This window comes from Halopiger xanaduensis SH-6 (assembly GCF_000217715.1).
Classification (GTDB): Archaea; Halobacteriota; Halobacteria; order Halobacteriales; family Natrialbaceae; genus Halopiger; species Halopiger xanaduensis.
Genome location: NC_015666.1, coordinates 2,992,260 through 3,011,847 on the forward strand (window position 1 = coordinate 2,992,260; position 19,588 = coordinate 3,011,847).

Consider the following 19,588-nt stretch of genomic DNA (forward strand, 5'->3'; position numbering starts at 1 on the left):
GACGGACTTAAGCGACCCGTTTACCGCCTCGAGTCGGCGGGCGGACACGATCGAGGCCGATCGATCCCTCACCGGTCGGCGTTGACAGCCTCGAGCACGGTCGGGAGCACCGCGGCCTGTTCGGCGATCACGAGATAGTCCAGGCGAAGCGACGCGAGCCTGATCGTCCACGACCCCGCATCGTCCGCGTTGATCTTCTCGAGCGCGCGCTCGAGTCGCCCATCGTGCGACTCGAGGTCGGCCGCGAGTTCGGCACACAGGTACCGGACGAGCGGATCGTCGCCCTCCGCGTCGAGTCGCGCCTCGAGTTCGTCGACGGCGCGCCGTTTGGCTTCGCGAACGTCGTCGCCGTCGATGTCGGACTCGTCCACTATCGGATCGTCGTCGTCGAGAAATCTGGTGCTGGGGACGTCCGCGAACGCCGCGAGGGAGAGCGCAGCCGCGTACCGCTCGGCCGCGATGCGGGTCGCGAGCGCGAGGCGCCCCTCGCCGCGCTCGTCCGAGCCGTCCGACCGGAACGGGTCGTCGTACCGCTCCCACACGTCCCACGCGTACGCGGCGTAGTCGTCGTCGTATTCGAAGTCAGTATCGTCGACGGTCGCCTCGATCTCCCCGTTCAGCGTCTCGTACCGCGCGTCGAGGACATCGTCGACGACGTCGGCGTCCGCGCCGGCCTCGTCGGCGAGGCGGTCCGCGAACCGCTCGACGTCCTCGAGTTCCGCGGCGGCGTCGGACGCGCGCATGGACGCCCGGGCCAGCATCATGTCGTCGGTCGAAACCGTCGCGTCGGCGTTTGACTGACCGGTAGAGCCGGTGGACTCGAGGGATCGGCGGCCGGCGCGGATCGTGAGGCGAACGTCCTCGAGTCGCTCGTCGAGTTCGCCGTAGGCGGCGACTGCCCGCGAAAGTTCGGTCGCGCGGTAGGTCAGGTCGTCCGCGACCGCCCCGTACTCGTCTTCGAGGGCGTCGAAGTCGTCGACGATCCCCTCGCGGTCGCGGTCGCCGCGGTCGACGCGCACCAGGGCCAGCGCCTCGCTCGCTCCCCGGAAGGCGGTTCGGAGGTCGTCGAGGAGCGCGAGCCGTTCGTCCGCCGAGAGCGTCCCGAACGCGTCGAGGCGATCGTCGGCCGCCTCGAGTTCCGCGGCGGCGTCTTCGAGTCGGGACTCGGCGTGCTCGACTCGTTTCCGCGGATCGTCCTCGACGTCGAAGTCGTCCCACGCGCGCTGCGCGTCGGTGAGGCGGCGCTCGAGGTCGTCGAGGGCGGCGGCGACGTGCGATTCGGCGACCGGCAGCGCCGTCCGCGGGCGGGGATCGGGGGGATCGAGATCGAGAGCGGCTCGGAGCGCGTCGCGATCGGACCAGCGCCAGAGTCGCCGTCGCTGGTGGTAGCCGCCGAGGCCGACCGCGCCGACGAGGCCGCCGGCCAGCAGCTCGCGTCGTTCCATTGTGGGTGCAGCATGTCAGAGAGAAATAAGTTTTGTCTTCTTCGTCGCTCTCGAGGATCCTCGAGGGGCGGAGACGAAGGAACCGGCTCGCCGAGTGCTCCGACGACGGATCTCCCGGACGCCTCACCTGCCGTCGTCCGCTATCCTTCGCCCTCGGACTGGTACGGCTCGCCCACCGCTTCGCGCGGTAACACGTTGTTCAGTTCCGACTCGAGGTCGTCCATCGACTCGAACCGCTCGGCGTCGCTGTCCGCGATGAGGGCCCCCAGGTTCCGCTCGCCGTCGGCGAGCAGGAGCGTAACGTCGTCGAACTCGCGGGCCGCCTCCTCGTTCGTGACGGGGTACTCGAGGTCGTCGAAGACCGATTCGATGCGGCTCAGTTTCACGGACGTGGTATCGTCACCCATGCCAGATCGTACGCCGACCGGCGGCTTGTAACCCGTTGCCGCCGGTTGCGACAGTCGGGACGCGCGACAGTTTCGCGTTCAGTTCCGATCCCGATCAGTTTCGGTTCGAAACCGTAATCCGACACGGCGTCGCAGTTCGTAGCGATGCGGCAGTTCGTCCGCTGGCTCGTCGCTCAGTTCGCGGTCGACCGGCGCGTCCTCGCGCTGGCGTTCGCCCGGATGGCCGACGGCATCGGCAACTCGTTTCTGATCATCGTCATCCCGCTGTACGTCTCGAGCGGCCTCGTGGGCGGGCCGACCTTCGGCCTCGCGGAGTCGATGCTCATCGGGCTGATCCTCTCGCTCTTCGGCTTTCTCAACAGTAGTTTCCAGCCGCTCACGGGGCGGCTCTCGGACCGGACCGGCCGCCGCAAGCCGTTCATCCTGATCGGGCTCGCCGGTCTCGCGGTGACGAACCTCGCGTACGTCCTCGCGGAGACGTACGCCGCGCTGGTCGTCATCCGCGGGTTGCAGGGGGTCAGCGTCTCCTTCATCATTCCCGCGTCGGTCGCGCTGGTCAACGAACTCGCGACGACGGAGGACCGCGGCGGGAACATGGGCGTCTACAACACGTTCCGGCTGGTCGGCTTCGGCGCCGGTCCAGTTGCGGCCGGCGCGGTCGTCAACCTCGGCCCCTACCGGCTGGGCGGACTGACGCTCAGCGGGTTCGACGCCGCGTTCTACGTCGCCGCGATCACGGCGACGATCAGCTACCTGCTCGTGACCGTCCTCATCACCGATCCCGAGTCGACGCAGGCGAACGCCGGCGCGGACCTCTCGATCGACGTGCTGGACCGGTCGGGACCGAACCTGCTCGACCCGATCTTCACGCTGGGCGTCGCGTCGCTGTTCATGGCCGCGGCCATCGCCCTGTTCGCGACGATCCAGCCGCAGGTCAACGCCCGCCTCGAGCAGGGCTCGACCTGGTTCGGGCTGCAGTTCGCGGCCTTCATCGTCGCCCAGATCGTCCTCCAGACGCCGATCGGGCGGGCCTGCGATCGGTACGGACGGCGGCCGTTCATTCTGGGCGGGATGATCGTCCTCATCCCTTCGACGCTCGTGCAGGGGTTCGTGCTGACCTCCGAGGCGATGTTCTTGGCGCGCCTGGCGCAGGGAATCGCGGGCGCGATGGTGTTCGCGCCGTCGCTCGCGCTGGCGGGCGACCTCGCGGGCGAGGGCGAGTCCGGCTCGAAGCTGTCCGTGCTGACGATGGCGTTCGGCTTCGGAATCGCCGTCGGTCCGTTCGCCTCGGGCGCGCTGGTCGGATACGGCTTCGCCGCGCCGTTCGTTTTCGGGACCGTCCTCGCGTCCCTCGGCGCGATTCTGGTGTATACGCAGGTCGAGGAGACGCTCGAGACGACGGCGTCGGTGTCGCTGCCGTTCGTCGGGGGCGATTGAGCCGCCGTCGCTCGAGCGGTCCGCTCGACTGGAGGCGAGGATTTGGAGACGAGGGTCGGGAGATGACCGCGCGACCGTAACGGCGAGACGGGACGCAACGCAAAAGTAGCGGATCCGCATACGCTCGGACGATGACCCTTTCCGAGGAGGCCAGGGACCGGTTGGCCGACGTGGTGGAGCTACAGCCGACGAAAAATTCCGAGCTACAGGACCGGTGGGGGATGGAAAGCGGCAGCGAGGTCCACCAGTACCTCGAGAACGAACTGAGCGACTACTACTTCCGGGACGACAACAGCTTGATCCGCGCGACCGCGGAGGCGGCCGACCTCGTCGACGTCGAGCCGGGCATCGAGAGCGATCCGGAGGCCGAGGGTGCACCCTCGCGCATTCGAGTACCGGAACTCCAGGCCCAGATCGTACAGGTGCTCGCCGGGCCCGACGAGGAATCCGAAAGCGTCGTCTCGGTGCTGCACAAGCTCCGCGACGAGTTCGACGTCGACCCCGACGCCGAGGACGTCCGGTCGGGGCTCCAGAGTCTCCGGCGCAAGGACGTCGTCGAGGTCGAGTACCGAACCGTCCCCACGTTCCGGCTGGCCGTCGACCGCGAGGAGCTCGAGGTCGCCGTTTCGGATTCGGATTGAATTCGAACGCGGACTGAACAGTCGCCGTCCCGTCTGCAGTCGATCTAGCTTCTGTTTGCGTTACTTGGCCGCCGCTATCCGTCGAAATCACCATCCCGACCCGCGCTCGGACCGGCGTGTAACAGCTCCGCGGTCAGGTATTCGACGAACTTGTCCGGGTGTTCGGCGTGGGGCAGTTGCGTCGCGTAATCGATGACCACGAGGTCGGTGTCTGCAGCCTCGGCCAGGTCGCGTCCTTCCCGCAGCGGGACGAGTTCGGCGTCGCGGCCCCAGACGAGCGTGGTCGGCGTCTCGAGCGCCGCGAGTTCGGTTTTGAGGTCGAATTCCGAGTCCGCGTCGGGATCTAACATGCCAGCGGCGAACGAGGCCGTCGCGTACCGCGCGCCGGGCTGGTGGGCGCTGTCCCAGGCGTACCGGACCGCCTCCTCGTCGATGCGGTCGCTGTCGTAGTAGCCGTCGCGGTCGTAGAAGTACCGGATCGACGGCTTGCTCGCCAGCAGGTTGTAGAGCGTCGTCCCGACGATCGGCGTCCGGAGCAGCGTCCGCAGCCACGGTCGCTGGCCGCCCGTCTCGTCGGTCGGACAGATGAGGACGAGGTGTTCGAACTCGCTTTCCTGCTCGCCGGCGCCGTCGACGGCCAGCGCCCCGGTCAGCGACGACGCGACGACGATCGGCTCGTCGGTGACGTCGGCCGCGAAGTCCCGGATAAACTCGGCGTAGAGGGTCGGCGAGTAGACCAGCGGCGGACGTTCCGAGCGGCCGAAGCCGGGGAGGTCGACCGCGATCACGTGGTAGTCCTCGGCCAGTTGCTCGACGACCGGTTCGAACTCGTGGCTACTCGCGCCGGTGTAGATCCCGTGGCACAGGAGCATGTCCGGATCGTTCGGGTTGCCGGCGACGGTGTAGCTCGTCTCGATTCCGCGCCACCGGTAGGTTCGCTCGACGCCGACCAGCGGGTTCTCGAGGTCGCCGGCGCGTCTCGCCAGCAGGCGGTTGCCGACGACGGCTGCACCGACGGTTCCGAGCGCCGCTCCGAGGACTGTGCGGACTTTCATGGGCTGTTGTAGGACGGCGACGGCCTTAGAACTGCGGTTGAACTGCACGCTCGTCAACGGCGGGCAGGCGCGAATCCGCGTGATCGGGATCGCGTTCTCCGTGTTTGATCATCGCCTGCCAGATGCCTTATTATCGCGGCGCCGACAGGGTACGCATGGAAGCGACCGCACAACGGGAACTGGAGGCGTACCGGACGGCCGTCGAAAACATCGTCGTCGGAGACCATCGGCGGTATAGGGTAGCTGCACCGTCGCACTCTACGCCAGACGGCGGAATCAAAGGGGGCGTCAAGACCATCGAAGCGATAGACCGGTTCGACGCCGATACGAACACACTCACCTGCGAGGTAACGGGACCGCAGGGCGGCGACTACTCCCTTCGGATCGACTTCGCGAATAAGCGAGCGTATCACGGGCACGGCTCGCCGACCGGCGGTGACGGCGCGTCGCCGATATATGCGATCGAAACGATGTCCTGAGTCGGTTCTCCCCACTCCCTCGGTTTCAGCGCAGTATCAGTGCACGCAACCCGAAACCATGGTCATCTCCATTCAACAGTACAACGACGAGCAACGAGCCACGGAAGAACTCGGTCGAATCCACAACGGCGAGATCCTGACGGCAAACGTGGACGGGTTCGACGACGTCGTCGACCGAATGCGGACGGAGGTTCGGCAGGAGCGACGGCGAGAACGAAAGTACGACGAGCGACGCCGCGAGTCGCTGTCTTACCGCACGCGAACCGTCCTCCACCGACCGCCGCCATCGCTGAAAGACGAACTCTCGATGGTGGGGCGGTACGACCCTCCCTACGGGAAGTTTGCCGTTGTCCGCCCGCCGAAAGCTGATCGCGAGCGACTGCTCGAGATGGACCGTGAGGAACGCGTCTCGCTTCCTGACGAGCCACGCAGTCTCGACGATATCGAGTTCCGACTATACCACGGGCCGTTCGACGACTCACAGCCGGTATATCTGCTCTGTATCACGGCCGACGGATACGGTTTCTACGAGGGGCGGGAAAATACCCCGCTCGGCGGTCCGTACGCGTTTCGAGTTTCCAAATCGAAACGGCATGAACTGCTCGATCTGTGCCTCGAAAGCGGGTTTTTCGAGTTCGATCATACGTTCGTCTCGGCCGAGGACGTCGCGCCCCTTCCGTCGGTGTCGACCGGCGTTCGGGTCGGCGAGAGCGAGAAGTGGGTGTACAACTACAGTCGCTCGGCTCCAAGGGCGGTACAGCGGATCGAAACCGCGATCCAGGAGGCCTGTCTGGTCGATCAGTGGCTCGAGCCGGACTGGCGTGCCATCCTCGAGACGCTTACAACGGCACCCGAGGCTGCGGGTCCGGCTCTCGCGCTCCTTGCTGCCGCTCACGACGAACGGGTACTAGCGGACGCCGATCCGGACGCGGTCTTCGAAGCGGTTCGGCCGTATCTCTCGTCTCCGGACCGGACCACGCGTCGCGATGCGACCGAAACTGCCACGCGAATATTCATGCTCGCCGACTGTTCGTTGGGGGAGGCGAGGGAGCTGTTCGAACCGCTACTCGACGATGACGACGAAGAGATACGGACGTATGCGGCCGATGCGCTGGAACTGATCGAGTGCAACGACTGACTCGAGTCGACGAGTCTCGTTCGAGTGGCCGCGACGCTACGGCGAGTCGCGATCGGAACCGCCCTCGAGATCGAGGTCGAGATCGGCTTCGAGTTCCCCCACGCAGGTTTCGACCGGCTCGAGGACGGCGTCGACGATCGAGTAGGGATCGGTCTCGCCTTTGCGGACGGCCTCCGCCAGATCGTCGACGCCGCCGGCCCGCTCGAGTTCGGCCTCGAGCAGGGCGTGGACGTCCTCGCGGAGGTGGGTGCGGATCTCCTCGGCGTAGCGCTGGCGGGCGTTGTCGGCGAGGGTTCCGGAATCGACGAGGTAGTCGCGGTGGGCGGCGAGTTCGTCGACGAACGCCTCGACGCCGTCGCCGGTGGTGGCGACGGTTTCGACGATCGGGGGGCGCCAGCTGTCGTCCTCGCCGTTCCCGTCAGCATCCTCGCTCCGCTCGCCGTGGTTCGCCGCGCCGACGCCGTGGTGACCGGCGCCCGCTCCGGCTCCCGGTCCGCCGCCCTCGCCCAAGTTGATCATCTCGCGCAGTTCCTGAACCGTGCGATCGGAACCGTCGCGGTCGGCCTTGTTGACGACGAAGACGTCGGCGATCTCGAGGATGCCGGCCTTCAGTGTTTGCACGTCGTCGCCGGAACCGGGCGGGACGAGGACGGCGACGGTGTCGGCGGTCCGGACGATGTCGATCTCGTTCTGGCCGGCGCCGACGGTCTCGATGATGATCTTGTCCTTGCCGAAGGCGTCCATGGCCTTGACGGCGTCCGCTGTTGCGGTCGAGAGCCCGCCCAGCGTCCCGCGGGCGCTCATCGAGCGCACGAAGACGTCCATGTCGCCGACCGTCGAGGCCATCCGGATGCGGTCGCCGAGCACCGCGCCGCCGGAGAACGGCGAGGAGGGATCGATCGCGATGATCCCCACCGTCTCGCCGCGGTCGCGGTAGGTCTCGGCCAGTTTGTCCACCAGCGTCGATTTGCCGGCGCCGGGACTGCCCGTGATTCCGATGACGTCGGCCTCGCCCGTATGGGCGTAGAGTTCCGAGACCAGCGCGCGGTAGCCCGGCGATCGGTCCTCGATCTTCGAGATAACTCGTGCCAGCGCGCGGTGTTTCCCCGCAAGAAGGTCCTCGAGCAGCGCCCGGTCGTCTTCGGTCAGCGTCCGGTTCGGGCGATCGGATGCGCCGCTCGAGCGGTCGGACTCGTCGCCGCTCATCGGCGGGGTGCGTTCTCGCGGACGAATTCGACGGTCTCCGCGATCGACGTGCCGGGGCCGAAGATGGCCGCGACGCCCGCTTCCTCGAGTTCGGGGCGGTCCTCCTCGGGGATCACGCCGCCGACGAGGACGAGGGTGTCATCCTTGGCGCCGTACTCCTCGAGGCCGTCCATGACCTTCGGGACGAGCGTGTCGTGGGCGCCCGACAGAATGGAGATACCGAGGACGTCGACGTCCTCTTGGACCGCAGCCTGCACGATCTCCTCCGGCGACTTGTGGAGGCCGGAGTAGATGACTTCGAAGCCGGCGTCCCGAAACGCCCGCGATACGACGTGTGCGCCGCGATCGTGCCCGTCGAGGCCGACCTTGGCGACGAGACACCGGATCGATTCCCCTTCCTGTTGGCTGCTCATACGCTTCCTTCCTCGCCCGTCCGTTTGACTTTAACGGACGTTACTGAACGTTATCGCGGCTCGTACTCGTCCGCTCGGCTCGAGGCGACGCGGGGGCCGTCGGTCACATCGCGGTCCGCGCCGGCTCGCTCGAGTCGGAACGAATCCGTCAACGCCGGTTACTCTCCGCGTCTCGCGACGCTCGCCGGATCGGTAACTCGAACGAACCAAAGGCTAAAGAGCGAAACTACCGAACATTCTGTCAATGACTATCGTTCGTCTATTGCGGAGGGATCTCTCGTGGGCGTCGAAATAAAAGAGACCAGGGTAACCGACGCCGAATTCGAGGCGATGAAGGAGTTCGTCTTCGAGTATCTCGCGGCCAGCGTCGAGAAGGAGGAGGAAGGCGGCCGCATGCGCTGGTACCCGTGGCACTCCGCGGAGTACCGGTTCAACCACATCCTCAACGTGGTCGACCTCTCGACGGAGATCGCGGAGGGCGAGGGCGCCGACGTCGACGTCACCCGCGTCGCCGCCCTCTTTCACGACGTGGCCAAACTCGAGACCGATCAGGAACTCCACGCCGAGGCCGGCGCGCGCGTCGCCCGTGAGTACCTCGAGTCCCGCGTCGATTACCCCGAATCGTTCATCACGCAGGTGTGTCGCGCGATCGAACACCACTCGTATCAGGGCGACCTGACCGACCTCGCGCTGGAGACGCAGTGTCTCATCGAGGCCGACATGCTCGACAAGGTCGGCGCGAACGGCACCGCCCTCATGCTGCTGCGGATGGGCTACGAGGCCCGCACGCACATGGACTGCGACGAGATGGTCGAACGCGTCCTTGAGCGAGGCTACGACGCCGCCTCGCGGGTCCAGAGCGATACCGCCGAAGGCATCGCCCACCAGCGGCTCAAGCGCGTCAAGTGGTTCAGCGAGTGGATGGAAGACGAGATCGCGGCGATGGGATAGCGCGAGCGGCGAACTGCCCCTCGAGTTCGGCGCTCAACCCGCGACCGACCGCGGGGTCCGCGACCGGTCTCGGAGCCGCTACGGACGAAGAGCCGGTACTGGCGGTTCGGGTCCGTCGACTGTTCTCGGTCGGTTCCCGCTCGAGTGACGCCTCCCGCTCAAACGCGATTACAACTCACAGGACGCTCATCGCACCGACACCAAGAAAGAGCAGGCCGAATCCGACGAGCACGGCCGCGCTGCCGGCGGCGACCGCCGGCGCGAGCGCGTCGACGCGCTTCCCCGCCGAGGACAGCGCCGCCGGGTAGGTGACGATCCAGATCGCGATGCCGCCGAAGAAGCCCACCAGCAGCGCCGGCGAGCCGGTCTGGACGAGCAGCGTGCCAGCGAGTTGCTCGCCGACCGCCGGGACGTGCGAGAAGACGTCGAGGGTACCCGTCTCGAGGAGGCCGACGCCGACGGTGAGCCAGAAGCCGATCTGGTAGGGGTTGGTCAGCGAGAGGACGAACGTCTTGCGGAATCCGCGAACCTTCGCGGCCGCGGCGGCGACGTCGCGGTCCCCCTCAGCGGTGAACGACGCGGCAGCGCGCGCTTCTTCGATCGCGCCGACGGCGAAGTACAGCATGAGCAGCCCGCCGGCGAGGTAGAGCGCGGGCCGGACGAACGGGTAGCGGTCGATCACGGCGACGACGCCGGCCAGCGTCAGGACGAAAAAGAGCGCGTCCGCGAGCATCGCGCCCAGGCCGGCCCAGAAGCCCGCCGCCCAGCCGCGGACGACGCTCTCCTCGGCGATGATGGCGTTCATCGGTCCCGGCGGCGCCGCGAGGGCCAGTCCGAAGACGACTCCGGCGAGTGCTGTCGTGGCGATCGACACGTGTTCTCGCCCTCGAGTCGGCGCTGCGGTGTGAAAAGGACAGCGACCTCGAGCGCACGGCGCTGCTTGTCGACGCGCTGTCGCCGGCGCTCACTGAATCCGCGTGCCGGTCACGACCAGCCAGAAGGCGCCGAGGACGACGACTAACGTCAGCAGGATCGCGACGGTGTAGCTGCCCGTGTACGTGACGCTCGCCGTCCCCAGCGGTGGCATCGCGAGCGCGCCGATACCGGCGGCGACGTTGAACACCCCGATGACGGCCGTGTCCTTCTCCGGATCGTAGATCTCCATTAACAGCGGGATGTACAGCGTCGCGGAGCCGCCGAGTCCCAGCCCGACGAAGAAGACGCCGAGCGCGAGCATCGCGAATTGTGGCACGACGAGCAGGCCGACTCCGAGGCCCGCGCAGGCCAGCGACGCGAGGAACGCCCGCCTCGAGCCGACGACGTCGGCGACGTAGCCGCCGCCGATCCGCGAGATGATGCTGACGCCGCCGATGAGGCCGAACGCCGTCGAGGCGGCCGCGTCGGTCAGGCCGCGCGCGGCGAAGAAGTCGACCGCGTAGGCGGCCAGCAGCTGGTACCACGCGAACGCGAGGCTCATCCCGACGAACAGCAGCTGGAACGTCCGCGTGCCGGCCAGTCGGCGGACCCAGCCGAGCAGTTCGCCCGTCGACGTCGCCGACTGCTCGGCCCACGCCGGCCGCCGGCAGACGACCCCCGCGACGACGAAGGCGGCCGCGGTGATCGACATGATGTAGAGGAAACCGCGCCGAACGCCGAACGTCGAAATCGCGCCCTGCCAGATCGGCGGCAGGACGGTCAGTCCCAGCCCGTTGCCGACGAAGATCAGCCCCGTCGCGGCGCCGCGGCGCTCGTCGAACCACCGCGGGACGATCGACGCCGTCAGGACGAACACCGTCCCCAGCGCGATCCCGAGCACCGCGAAGACGAGCATGAGGGCGCCGTAGGAGTCCACGACGTACAGCGACGGCGCCAGCACTGCCGACGCAGCCGCACACGCGAGGAGGACGGCTCGAGCGGAGACCCGCGCGGAGAGGACGCCGACCAGCCCGGAGCCGATGAAGAACGTGAACAGCATGACCGAGAAGACCGTCGACATTGCGACCGTCGAGACGGCGAACGTCTCGGCGAAGGGCTCGCGGAAGATGCCGTAGGACAGCGGCGTCCCGAAGGTAAACACCATCGCGACCGCGCCGACGAGGGCGACGATCCAACTGCGGCGACTATCCGGGCGCTCTCGAGACGACGTCACGGGAGCAGGTTACGCGCTGGTCGGCGAAAGGGTTCGGATTCGAGCGCGGCTTACCGCTTGTCGACTGCCCTCGAGATCGAGGTTGAGGTTGAGGTGGCGGTCGAGGTTACGCAGGATCGGCGTCCCCCGACTCGAGGCGCGGATACGACTGCGCGCCGCCGCTCGAGCTCCGCGCGACTATCGTCGCGACCGCGGCGGTGCCGTCGTTGACGGTGCGACGCCGCTCCTCGTAGGACAGTACCGTCAGGTCCAGACACGCCCGCAGGAGGTCGTTCGACCGGTAGCGGTACCGGTCGCCGGAGGGACCGACGTCGATCGGATCGCTCGAGCGGAGGTGGTGCTCGTAGACGAGGACGCCGCTTGGCGCGAGCGCCTCTTTGATGTCGGGAAGGTGCTCGAGGGCGGCGAAGAAGCCGATCGTAATCACGTCGTACGCGCCGCTCTCGAACTCGTACTCGGCCAGATCGGCGCGGATCCAGTCGACGCTGTCGTCGACGCCGCGCTCGTCGGCTCGCTGTTGGGCGCGCTCGAGGGCCTCGTCGGAAACGTCGACCGCGTCGACGTCGTACCCGTTGGCGGCGAGGAAAACGGCGTTGCGCCCGGTGCCGGTCGCGACGTCGAGCGCGCGGCCCTCCGGCAGCGTCTCGAGGCGGCGCTCGAGGACCGGAATCGGGTCGCCGGGAAGTTCGAAGTCGGCGTCGTTGTACTTCTCGTTCCACCGCTCGCGGTCGTCTCGGTCGTCGGTCACGGGTGCAGGGACGGGCGGGACGGTCTTGTAGGTTGGACTCGTCGTGGTTCGCCGAACCGAACCGTTCCGGATTCGGGGACCCGGCTACGGCCGCCCGTGGTTATTTTTCGCTGGTCGTGGTCGCCGGTCCTATGATCGCTCGTTCGCTCGACTGCCGTCTGCGGACTCGAGGCGTTTGCTCCGATGGGGCGGCGCCGTCGCCGGCGTTGACGGTGGTGATCCGTCAGTGAAACGCCGCGAGGTCGTCGCCGGCATCGCGAGCGTCGGCGTACTCGGAACCGGCGTCGCGGTCCTGCAGCGCGGGCTTCCGTTCGGGGACGGCGGGCCGGCCCAGGAGACGGCGGGCGACGGGGACGACGGCGGTATCGAGCCCATCGAGGTCGACGTTCTCGAGGACGCGCGCGGGGATGCGCCCGACGCGCTTTCCGTCCCGAACGACGGCGTTACGCTCGCGATGATCTTCTCGCCGGTCTGTAGCCGCTGTCGGGCGCTGATGCCCGAACTCGAGGCGGCGCGCGAGGAGCTTCGGGCGGACTACGGCGACGCGCTGACCGTCCTTTCGGTGACGGCCGAGCAGACGCCCGACCGGCTTCGCGACTGGTGGGCCGAAAACGACGGCGAGTGGGTGCTGGGCTACGATCCGGACCGCCGACTCGGCGAGCGGTACGACGTCGTCGGCCACCCGATGCTGCTGGCGATCGACGACGCCGGGGAACTGCACTGGGACAACCGCGGCCGCCTCGAGGCTGGACAGATCGTCGAACAGGTTGCGCCGGTGCTCGAGGCGCACGCGGACGCGAACGGCGAGACGGAGTAACCGCGAAGAAGAAAGCGAACCGCAGCCTCAGGCTTCGGCCTGCCAGTTGCGAATCCGGTCGGCGCTGACGCCGTCGACGTCCTCCGCGACGGCGTCCGGATCGGCCTCGGTCAGGTCGTCGATACTCTCGATGCCCGCGTCGGCGAGCTTCTCGACCGTTTTCGCACCGAGGCCATCGAGCGCCTCGAGATCCGATCCCGAGTCGCTCTCGCGGGCCTGGAACTCCTGATAGTTGCAGATCGGACAGCCCAGTTCCCACGGCTCGTCGCCGCTGTGAACGACGAGTTCGGGCAGGTCGTGTTCGTCGCAGCGCTCGTCGGTGACTTCGATCTCGCCGCGCCGCGGCAGGGGCAGCGAGTACTCGCAGTCGGGGTAGCGGGTGCAGCCGACCAGCCGCGAGCCGCTCTGGAGGGTCTTGACCGCGAGGTCGCCGTCGTGCTCCTCGCCGCAGTCCGGACACTCGCCCAGCACGGGCCCTTCGCCGGCGTCTTCGGCCTTACAGAGCGGGCAGCCGTGGACGAACGTCTGCCGGCCGGCGAGCATCTTGACCTCGTTCAGGCCGTGCTCCTCGCACTCGCTTTCCAGAATGAGCGGCTTACCCGTCGAGGGCAGCGGCAGCGTGTTCTCGCAGTCGGGGTAGCCGTCGCAGCCGATGAAGTAGGAGCCGTGGCGGCTGTTGCGCACGAGCAGGTCTTCGCCGCACTCGGGGCAGGGACCCAGCCGCTTGTCGTCCTTGAGCGACTTTCGGAGGTGGTCGCCGATCTCCTCGCGCGACTCGGCGAGGTTCGCGAAGATCTCCTCGAGCATCTCCCGGGACTCGTCGGTGACGTCCTCGAGCCCTGCTTCGCCGGAGGCGATGGCGTCCATGTCGGCCTCGAGTTGGGCCGTCATCTCCTCGCTGACGACGCGGTCGGCGTAGTTCTCGGCCGCGTCGACGACGGCCATCGCGAGCTTCGTTGGTCGCGGCGGATCGCTCTCGATGTAGCCCCGATCGTACAGTTTCTCGAGGGTGTTGTGACGGGTCGACTTCGTCCCGATGCCCATGTCCTCCATGGTCTCGATGAGCCGCGACTGGCCGTACCGGCGGGGCGGCTGGGTCTGCTTCTCCTCGAGTTCGACGTCGGAGAGCGCGAGTTCCTCGCCTTCCTCGACGTCGGGGACGTAGTTCTCCGCGGTGGAGAAGTACGGGTAGACGTCGTGGTAGCCGGGCTCGACGAGGCGCTTGCCGTTTGCCTTCAGGCGGTAGTCCTCGACCTCGCTGACGACCTTGAGGTGCTCCCAGACCGCGGCCTCGGCGACGGTCGCGTAGAAACGCCGGACGACGAGTTCGAAGATCTCCCACTCGTCGTCGCTCACGTCGCCCCGGGCGGGGATCTCGCCGGTCGGGTGGATCGGCGGGTGGTCGGTCGTCTCCTCGTCACCTTCCGTCGGCTGGATTTCGTCGGCCTCGAGCAGGTCTTCGGCGGACTCGCCCAGCGTCGGATGGCCGACGAAGTCGTCGAGCAGTTCCTCGGGATCGAGGTCGTCGGGGTAGACGGTGTTGTCCGTCCGCGGGTACGTGATGTATCCGGCCGTGTAGAGGTCCTCGGCGATCGACATCGCCCGCTGGGCGGAGTAGCCCAGGGCGCCGGCCGCGCGGATGAACTGGGTGGTGTTGAACGGGGTCGGCGGCGCATCGGTGCGCGTTCGGCGGTTGACGTCGACCACGGTGGCCGAATCGCGCTGCGAGAGGGTGTCGTAAACCTCCTCGGCGGCGGCCTCCTCCCAGACGCGCTCGGCCTCGTTGTCGTCCTCGTCGCGGTAGAAGTACTGGGACTCGAAGGTGGTGTCGTCCTTCGCGAGATCCGCGAACAGTTCCCAGTAGTCCTCGGGATCGAACGCCTGAATCTCGCGCTCGCGGTCGACGATCAGCTTCAGCGTCGGCGACTGGACCCGCCCGACGGAGATGAAGTCGTTGCCCAGTTGGCCCGCAGACAGCGAGAGGAAGCGGGTCAGCGCGGCGCCCCAGACGAGGTCGATGATCTGGCGGGCCTCGCCGGCGGCCGCGAGGTCGAAGTCCAGATCGTCGGGGTTCTCGAAGGCTTCTTGCACCTCGTTTTCGGTGATCGAGGAGAACCGCACCCGACGGATCGGGACGTCCTCGTTGACGTCGCGGACGATCTCGTAGGCCTCCTTGCCGATGAGTTCGCCCTCGCGGTCGTAGTCGGTCGCGATCGTCACGCTGGTCGCCTTGCGGGCGAAGATGCGCAGGGTCGCGACGATGTTCTCCTTCGTCGCCGTCTTCTCGACGTCGGCGTCGATGAGTTCGGCGGGCTCGACGTCGCGCCAGTCGGAGTACTCGTCGGGGAAGTCGACGCCGACGACGTGGCCCGACAGCCCGACGCAGCGCTTGCCGCCCCACTCGTAGACGTTGACGCCGTTCTCGCGGCTCGAGTCGTACGTGCCGCCGGAGAGGATGTCGGCGATCCGTCGCGCGGCGTTGTCCTTCTCGGTGATGATCAGTTCCACGGCGGATCACCTCCGTAACCGTGCTCGTAACCGTGACCGTAGCCGGCACCGGCGTCGGCGACGGTCCCCTGCCGGAGCCGGACGTCCGGCGAACGCGTGTCGTTCATCGTCGCCGGGTACGACTGAAGATCGGATAACCCTTTCGCCGAAAACCGGGAGACAGCGCGGGTGTGCGCGCGGTACGCGCGCTCGAGCGTCGCGCGTGCGTGAGGTGTGTGAAACGCGGCTGCCCCCAGCCTACAGCGGGGTAAACGGTAGGGTTGCCAACTCGTTCGCGTCGTACGCGAGCGCCTCGGATTGGTCGACGCCGGACGGCGTCAGGAGGTCGATCACCCGCGGCGCGTTTTCCGCCGCGCCTTCCTTCGCGCCGCCGAAGGTGTAGGCCGCCGCCTCGACGGCGACGTTGCGGAACGTCCCCCGGTCCTCGGAGCCGACGACGGGCAGGACTTCGGCGTTCGCGACGTCGAGTTCCAGCGCGTCCTTCGGAACTGAGAGGATAGCCGTGCCGCTCTCGAAGTCGACGGTCGTCTCCGGCGCCCCGAGGTTGCTCCCGTCCGCGTCGACGACGCTCGAGCCGAAGCCGCTGGCGGCGACGCGGTAGTGCCACGGATCGCCGAATTCGGCCGTGACCTCGAGGTCGCCGAGTTCGGTCGTCCGACCGCCGTCGCGGTCAGGATCGCGGAGGTAGACGACGAAGTAGTGGGGCGAGAACTCGCCGCCGAAGGTGTCGTAGAGCTCCTCGACTTCGAAGACGAACCGGTAGGCGTCGTCGGCCTCGTAGACGGCGAACGACCGCAGGTCGAACGCGCCGTCCCGGAAGTCGTCGCTGGTCGGGTAGGTGTACTCGCCCGGGCCGTGGTCGTCGCCCTGCGGGTCGTCGAACTCGGCCACGAGGTCGCCTGGCGCGACGGTGACTGTACCGGACTCGAGGACGCTGCCGTCGTCGGGATCGCGCAGGACGACGTCGTAGGTGCCGATCGACGAGATCACGTAGCCGAGTTCGACCGTCTCGTCGGTCGCGCCGGGCGGGAGCCGGACGTTGTCGACGGCCGCGCGCTCGCCGTCGACCTCGATCGCGACGGTCGTGCCGCCGACGAAGTCGCCGTCGTTCGAGCCGGTGGCGGTAATGAACGGCTCGCCGAGGTCGGCCTCGTCGTCGATGCCGTAACGCAGGTCCTGCTCGGGGCGTTCGTACGTCGGGAGGTCCTCGCGCTCCTTCCCCGTCGCGGGGCGGAGCCTGACGGCCGTGCCGCCGCTGCGTGCCATCGAGGCCAGCAGCGTCGTGCTCGGGTCGACGACGGCCTCGTCGATCCGGACGGGGTCGGGGTCGGACTCGTAGTCGGCGCCGATCCCGTCCGAGTAGATTTCGGCGACGTACTTCGGTCCCCGCGGGCCGTTTCCGTTCCCCTTCCCCGCGGAATTGCCCGGCGCGAGGAAGGACAGCGGCACGTCGACCGCGCGCCCGCCCTCGTCGGTCATCGCGCCGACGTACCACTCCTCGCCCTTGCGGCGAGCGGTGACGGTGTAGTCGCCGATTTCGGCGTCGACGATCCGCGTCTCGTCCCAGCCGGCCGCCGGGACGGCCTCGAGGAACGCAAACTCGGGTTCCGCGTCGAAGTTTTCGTTTTCGGGCGTATAGCCCTCGTAGTCGGCGGGTACGGGAGACGGTGCGCCGGGTTCGCTGACGCCGATCGTATTGAGGTTGAAGCCGCCGACGTCGCCCTGGAACGCCTCGCCCGAGTCGTCGTAGTCGAGTTCGATCGCGATTTCGTTGTCGCCGTCCTCGAGTTCGACCTCCGTCGTGAACACCTCCCACTGGTCCCAGTAGTCGGTGAACGCGGGGGTGATCGTCCGCGTCGAATCGTTGACCCGCAGGGTCGCCTGCGTCCGGCCGGCGTCGACGACCCGCTGGGCGTTGTCCTCGGGCGCGGCCGCGTACCGGAGGTGAAGCTCGTACGTACCCGCGTCGGCGTCTTTGACCGTGAACGAGACTGAGGAGCCAGACGGGACGCGGTTGGGATCGACCGCGACGTAGTTCGTGCCGAAGGCGTTGCGCCACTCGTCTAACGTGACGAAGCCGTCGATGTCGCCCGAGGCCGCCTGCAGGCACTCGCCGACTTCGAGGCTCTCGTCGACGTAGGCCTCGATGCGGTCGGCGGCCATCTGCAGGCCGCTGAGGTAGGTCGGGTACATCGCGAGTTGTTTCGTCCGCGTGGTCTGGATCTGCCCGCCCCTGTCGTCGGTGAAGGTGATGTCGAAGATACCCGGCTGGAAGCTGACCGGGCCGGCCAGGTTCCGCGTGAACGGCAGCGTGACGTGGTGGTCCGGGTCGACGTTCGAACTCAACTGGCCGAAGCCGTCGTACTCCTGGGCCTTGACGACCTCGCGGTTGGCCACGTTCGGGTAGGTGCGGATCTCGCCGGTCGGCTTGATTCCTTCGTGGATCTCGAGCAGTTGGCGATCGGCCGCGGCGGCTTCGATGACCAGCCGGTGGTGGTTGACCGCGAGTTGGTTGTGCTGGTTGTGTGTCGGGTCCGAACCGTCGCCCTCGATGCCCAGCCCCGCGTCGGAGACGTAGCCGTTCTTGATCGAGCGAATCCCGACGTCCTCGTACTGTTGGAAGATATCGTCCTCGAGGATCTGCTCCTCGTAGTGGGGAAGGGCGCCGGCAGTTTCATTGTGGATCGTCATCTCCACGTCGGACTCGAGCGACCGGCCGAAGTCGGTCACTTCGCGCACGTCGAAGTCCGGGTAGGAGTCGTCGACGCCGAACCGCAGCCCGGTGCCGTCGCCGGGGTAGGTGTCCCAGCCCTGATTCCACCCCTCGACGAGGACGCTGTCGATGCCGTTTTCGGCGGCGAAGCTCATGTAGCGCTTCATCCGCTCGGTGCGGGCGCCGTGGACGTACGACGCGGGATCGTTGCCCTCGACGCTGATCTCGTCGTCGCTCTTGTACTCCCAGTTGGCGGAGCCGGCGATCATCGTCCACCAGATGCCGACGTACTTGCGGGGCTCGATCCAGCCGGTGTCCGGCTCGCCGTCGACGGTCGGCAGCGCCGACTCCTCGAGGTCGGAACTCAACAGCGGCACCAACTGGGACTCGATCAGGTCGCCCGGCCGCCGGCCGATCTGGATCGTCCGCCACGGGGTCGCGTTCGGCACCTCGAGCGAGACCTTGGTTCCGTCGGGCAGCGGGGTCAGTTCTGTGGTGAACTCAGTGTCTCCCTCATCTACTCGAGGCGCGAGCGTCGCGGCCGCGTAGTCCTCGAGGCCGGCCTCGTGGACGCTCAGGTAGGCGTCGCCGTCGCCGGCCTCGACGGTCAGCGGCGTGTGAGCGCCCGTTTGCATCGGCGTCCCGGTGGGCCGGGTCTCCCGCCGGCCGCCGGGAATCTCGCTCAGCGGCGTCTCCTCGTACTCCTGCTCGAACCGCGGGTTGGTGACCTCGTTGCGGATCCACCAGGCGGTGTAGTCGTCCGCGAAGGCGAAGGCGGTGTTCTCCGACTCGAGGACCGCTTTGCCGGCGTTGCTCGCGAAGCTCTCGTCGAAGACGACCCGGAATCCGAGCCCGTCGTCGAAGACCCGGAGCTCGAGGTTGGCCGTCCGTCCCGGCCCCTCCGTTTCCTCGAGGCCGACGACGAGGGCGTTGTAGTCGGCAGTGACCTCGTCGTAGGCGCCCCAGACGGGCTCCCACTCCTCCGTTTCGGACCGGCGCTCGGAGCCGGTTACGGTGAGATTGGGGCCGCTGCTTCCGTCCCCGGCCGCCCCGAACGACGGCTGATTCCGGAAGTCGAAGCCGAGCGGCGAGGGTTCGAGGTAGGTCGTCCCGTCGATCGCGACCGCGTAGGTCGGCGTCCCGCTCGAGACGTCGGCGGTGACCGCGATCGATCCGTCGGGCGAACGCACTCGCTGGACGGCGTCGTCGTTCCCCTGAGTCACCCGCGCTGCGACCTCGTCGGATATCGCCCGTGTGTACGCTGCTGCGGCGACTAGCGACGCTGCACCGCCGAGGAAGTGCCGTCTTCTCGGCTCGTTTGACGTATGCCGTAATTTTTCTTCAGACATTTCCTCCCGTGGCTGCAACGTTATTCCGTATAAAATTAATGTAGTTTAAACTAATTCACATAACCGCCGATAGGTGATCGATAGTCGATCGTTCGGCCTCAACGGAAGTGGTGCGTATTCGTTGCACTCGAG

The 19,588-nt window shown here is 67.5% G+C and carries 16 protein-coding genes; 6 read left to right on the plus strand and 10 right to left on the minus strand.

Annotated elements, in window-relative coordinates; translation table 11 throughout:
- Positions 1-68: 68 nt before the first annotated feature.
- Both HALXA_RS14665 and HALXA_RS14670 read right to left on the minus strand, forming a co-directional pair.
- Entirely contained in the window at positions 69-1,445 is a 1,377-nt protein-coding gene (locus HALXA_RS14665) for a hypothetical protein (protein ID WP_013881165.1), read from the minus strand.
- A 140-nt stretch (positions 1,446-1,585) separates the two neighbouring features.
- Entirely contained in the window at positions 1,586-1,852 is a 267-nt protein-coding gene (locus HALXA_RS14670) for a DUF5789 family protein (RefSeq protein ID WP_013881166.1), read from the minus strand.
- A 144-nt stretch (positions 1,853-1,996) separates the two neighbouring features.
- On the opposite strand from HALXA_RS14670, the gene HALXA_RS14675 reads away from it, so the two are divergent.
- The gene (locus tag HALXA_RS14675) at positions 1,997-3,289 is read left to right on the plus strand and encodes an MFS transporter (protein WP_013881167.1); all 1,293 of its coding nucleotides are present in this window, start codon (positions 1,997-1,999) and stop codon (positions 3,287-3,289) included.
- 131 nt (positions 3,290-3,420) lie between these two features.
- Positions 3,421-3,930 (plus strand): DUF5797 family protein, encoded by a 510-nt coding sequence (locus tag HALXA_RS14680; RefSeq protein ID WP_013881168.1) that lies wholly within the window; start codon positions 3,421-3,423, stop codon positions 3,928-3,930.
- 74 nt (positions 3,931-4,004) lie between these two features.
- Here HALXA_RS14680 and HALXA_RS14685 read toward each other — a convergent pair whose 3' ends face one another.
- Positions 4,005-4,985 carry an alpha/beta fold hydrolase gene (locus tag HALXA_RS14685; RefSeq protein ID WP_013881169.1) on the minus strand — a complete coding sequence of 327 codons (981 nt, stop codon included), beginning with the start codon at positions 4,983-4,985 and terminating at the stop codon, positions 4,005-4,007.
- A 155-nt stretch (positions 4,986-5,140) separates the two neighbouring features.
- On the opposite strand from HALXA_RS14685, the gene HALXA_RS14690 reads away from it, so the two are divergent.
- Entirely contained in the window at positions 5,141-5,464 is a 324-nt protein-coding gene (locus HALXA_RS14690) for a hypothetical protein (RefSeq protein WP_013881170.1), read from the plus strand.
- Between the two features lie 58 nt (positions 5,465-5,522).
- Complete coding sequence (locus tag HALXA_RS14695; protein WP_013881171.1) at positions 5,523-6,602, plus strand: DUF6438 domain-containing protein; 1,080 nt, start codon at positions 5,523-5,525, stop codon at positions 6,600-6,602.
- 36 nt (positions 6,603-6,638) lie between these two features.
- Here the strand turns inward: HALXA_RS14695 and meaB are convergent, their stop codons facing one another.
- Together meaB and HALXA_RS14705 are read right to left on the minus strand one after the other, a co-directional pair.
- Entirely contained in the window at positions 6,639-7,808 is a 1,170-nt protein-coding gene (meaB, locus tag HALXA_RS14700) for a methylmalonyl Co-A mutase-associated GTPase MeaB (RefSeq protein ID WP_013881172.1), read from the minus strand.
- On the minus strand, positions 7,805-8,221 hold the full coding sequence (locus HALXA_RS14705) for a cobalamin B12-binding domain-containing protein (RefSeq protein ID WP_013881173.1): 417 nt from the start codon (positions 8,219-8,221) through the stop codon (positions 7,805-7,807). The genes meaB and HALXA_RS14705 overlap by 4 nt, the downstream gene beginning before the upstream one ends.
- 279 nt (positions 8,222-8,500) lie before the next feature.
- Here HALXA_RS14705 and HALXA_RS14710 point away from each other — a divergent pair, with 279 nt between their 5' ends.
- A complete protein-coding gene (locus HALXA_RS14710; RefSeq protein ID WP_013881174.1) occupies positions 8,501-9,172 on the plus strand; it encodes an HD domain-containing protein in 672 nt (223 codons plus the stop codon).
- Between the two features lie 175 nt (positions 9,173-9,347).
- On the opposite strand, the gene HALXA_RS14715 is transcribed toward HALXA_RS14710, so the two are convergent.
- From HALXA_RS14715 to HALXA_RS14725, 3 genes are all read right to left on the minus strand, one after another.
- Positions 9,348-10,046 (minus strand): LysE family translocator, encoded by a 699-nt coding sequence (locus tag HALXA_RS14715; protein ID WP_013881175.1) that lies wholly within the window; start codon positions 10,044-10,046, stop codon positions 9,348-9,350.
- A gap of 90 nt (positions 10,047-10,136) precedes the next feature.
- Positions 10,137-11,252: an MFS transporter gene (locus HALXA_RS14720; RefSeq protein ID WP_013881176.1), complete on the minus strand. Its 1,116-nt coding sequence runs from the start codon at positions 11,250-11,252 to the stop codon at positions 10,137-10,139.
- Positions 11,253-11,427: 175 nt separating this feature from the next.
- Positions 11,428-12,069 (minus strand): class I SAM-dependent methyltransferase, encoded by a 642-nt coding sequence (locus HALXA_RS14725; protein WP_013881177.1) that lies wholly within the window; start codon positions 12,067-12,069, stop codon positions 11,428-11,430.
- 226 nt (positions 12,070-12,295) lie between these two features.
- Here HALXA_RS14725 and HALXA_RS14730 point away from each other — a divergent pair, with 226 nt between their 5' ends.
- Complete coding sequence (locus tag HALXA_RS14730) at positions 12,296-12,886, plus strand: TlpA family protein disulfide reductase (protein ID WP_013881178.1); 591 nt, start codon at positions 12,296-12,298, stop codon at positions 12,884-12,886.
- Positions 12,887-12,913: 27 nt separating this feature from the next.
- Here HALXA_RS14730 and HALXA_RS14735 read toward each other — a convergent pair whose 3' ends face one another.
- Both HALXA_RS14735 and HALXA_RS14740 read right to left on the minus strand, forming a co-directional pair.
- Complete coding sequence (locus HALXA_RS14735; protein ID WP_013881179.1) at positions 12,914-15,394, minus strand: DNA topoisomerase I; 2,481 nt, start codon at positions 15,392-15,394, stop codon at positions 12,914-12,916.
- A gap of 237 nt (positions 15,395-15,631) precedes the next feature.
- On the minus strand, positions 15,632-19,456 hold the full coding sequence (locus tag HALXA_RS14740; protein WP_013881181.1) for a glycoside hydrolase family 97 catalytic domain-containing protein: 3,825 nt from the start codon (positions 19,454-19,456) through the stop codon (positions 15,632-15,634).
- Positions 19,457-19,588 lie beyond the last annotated feature (132 nt).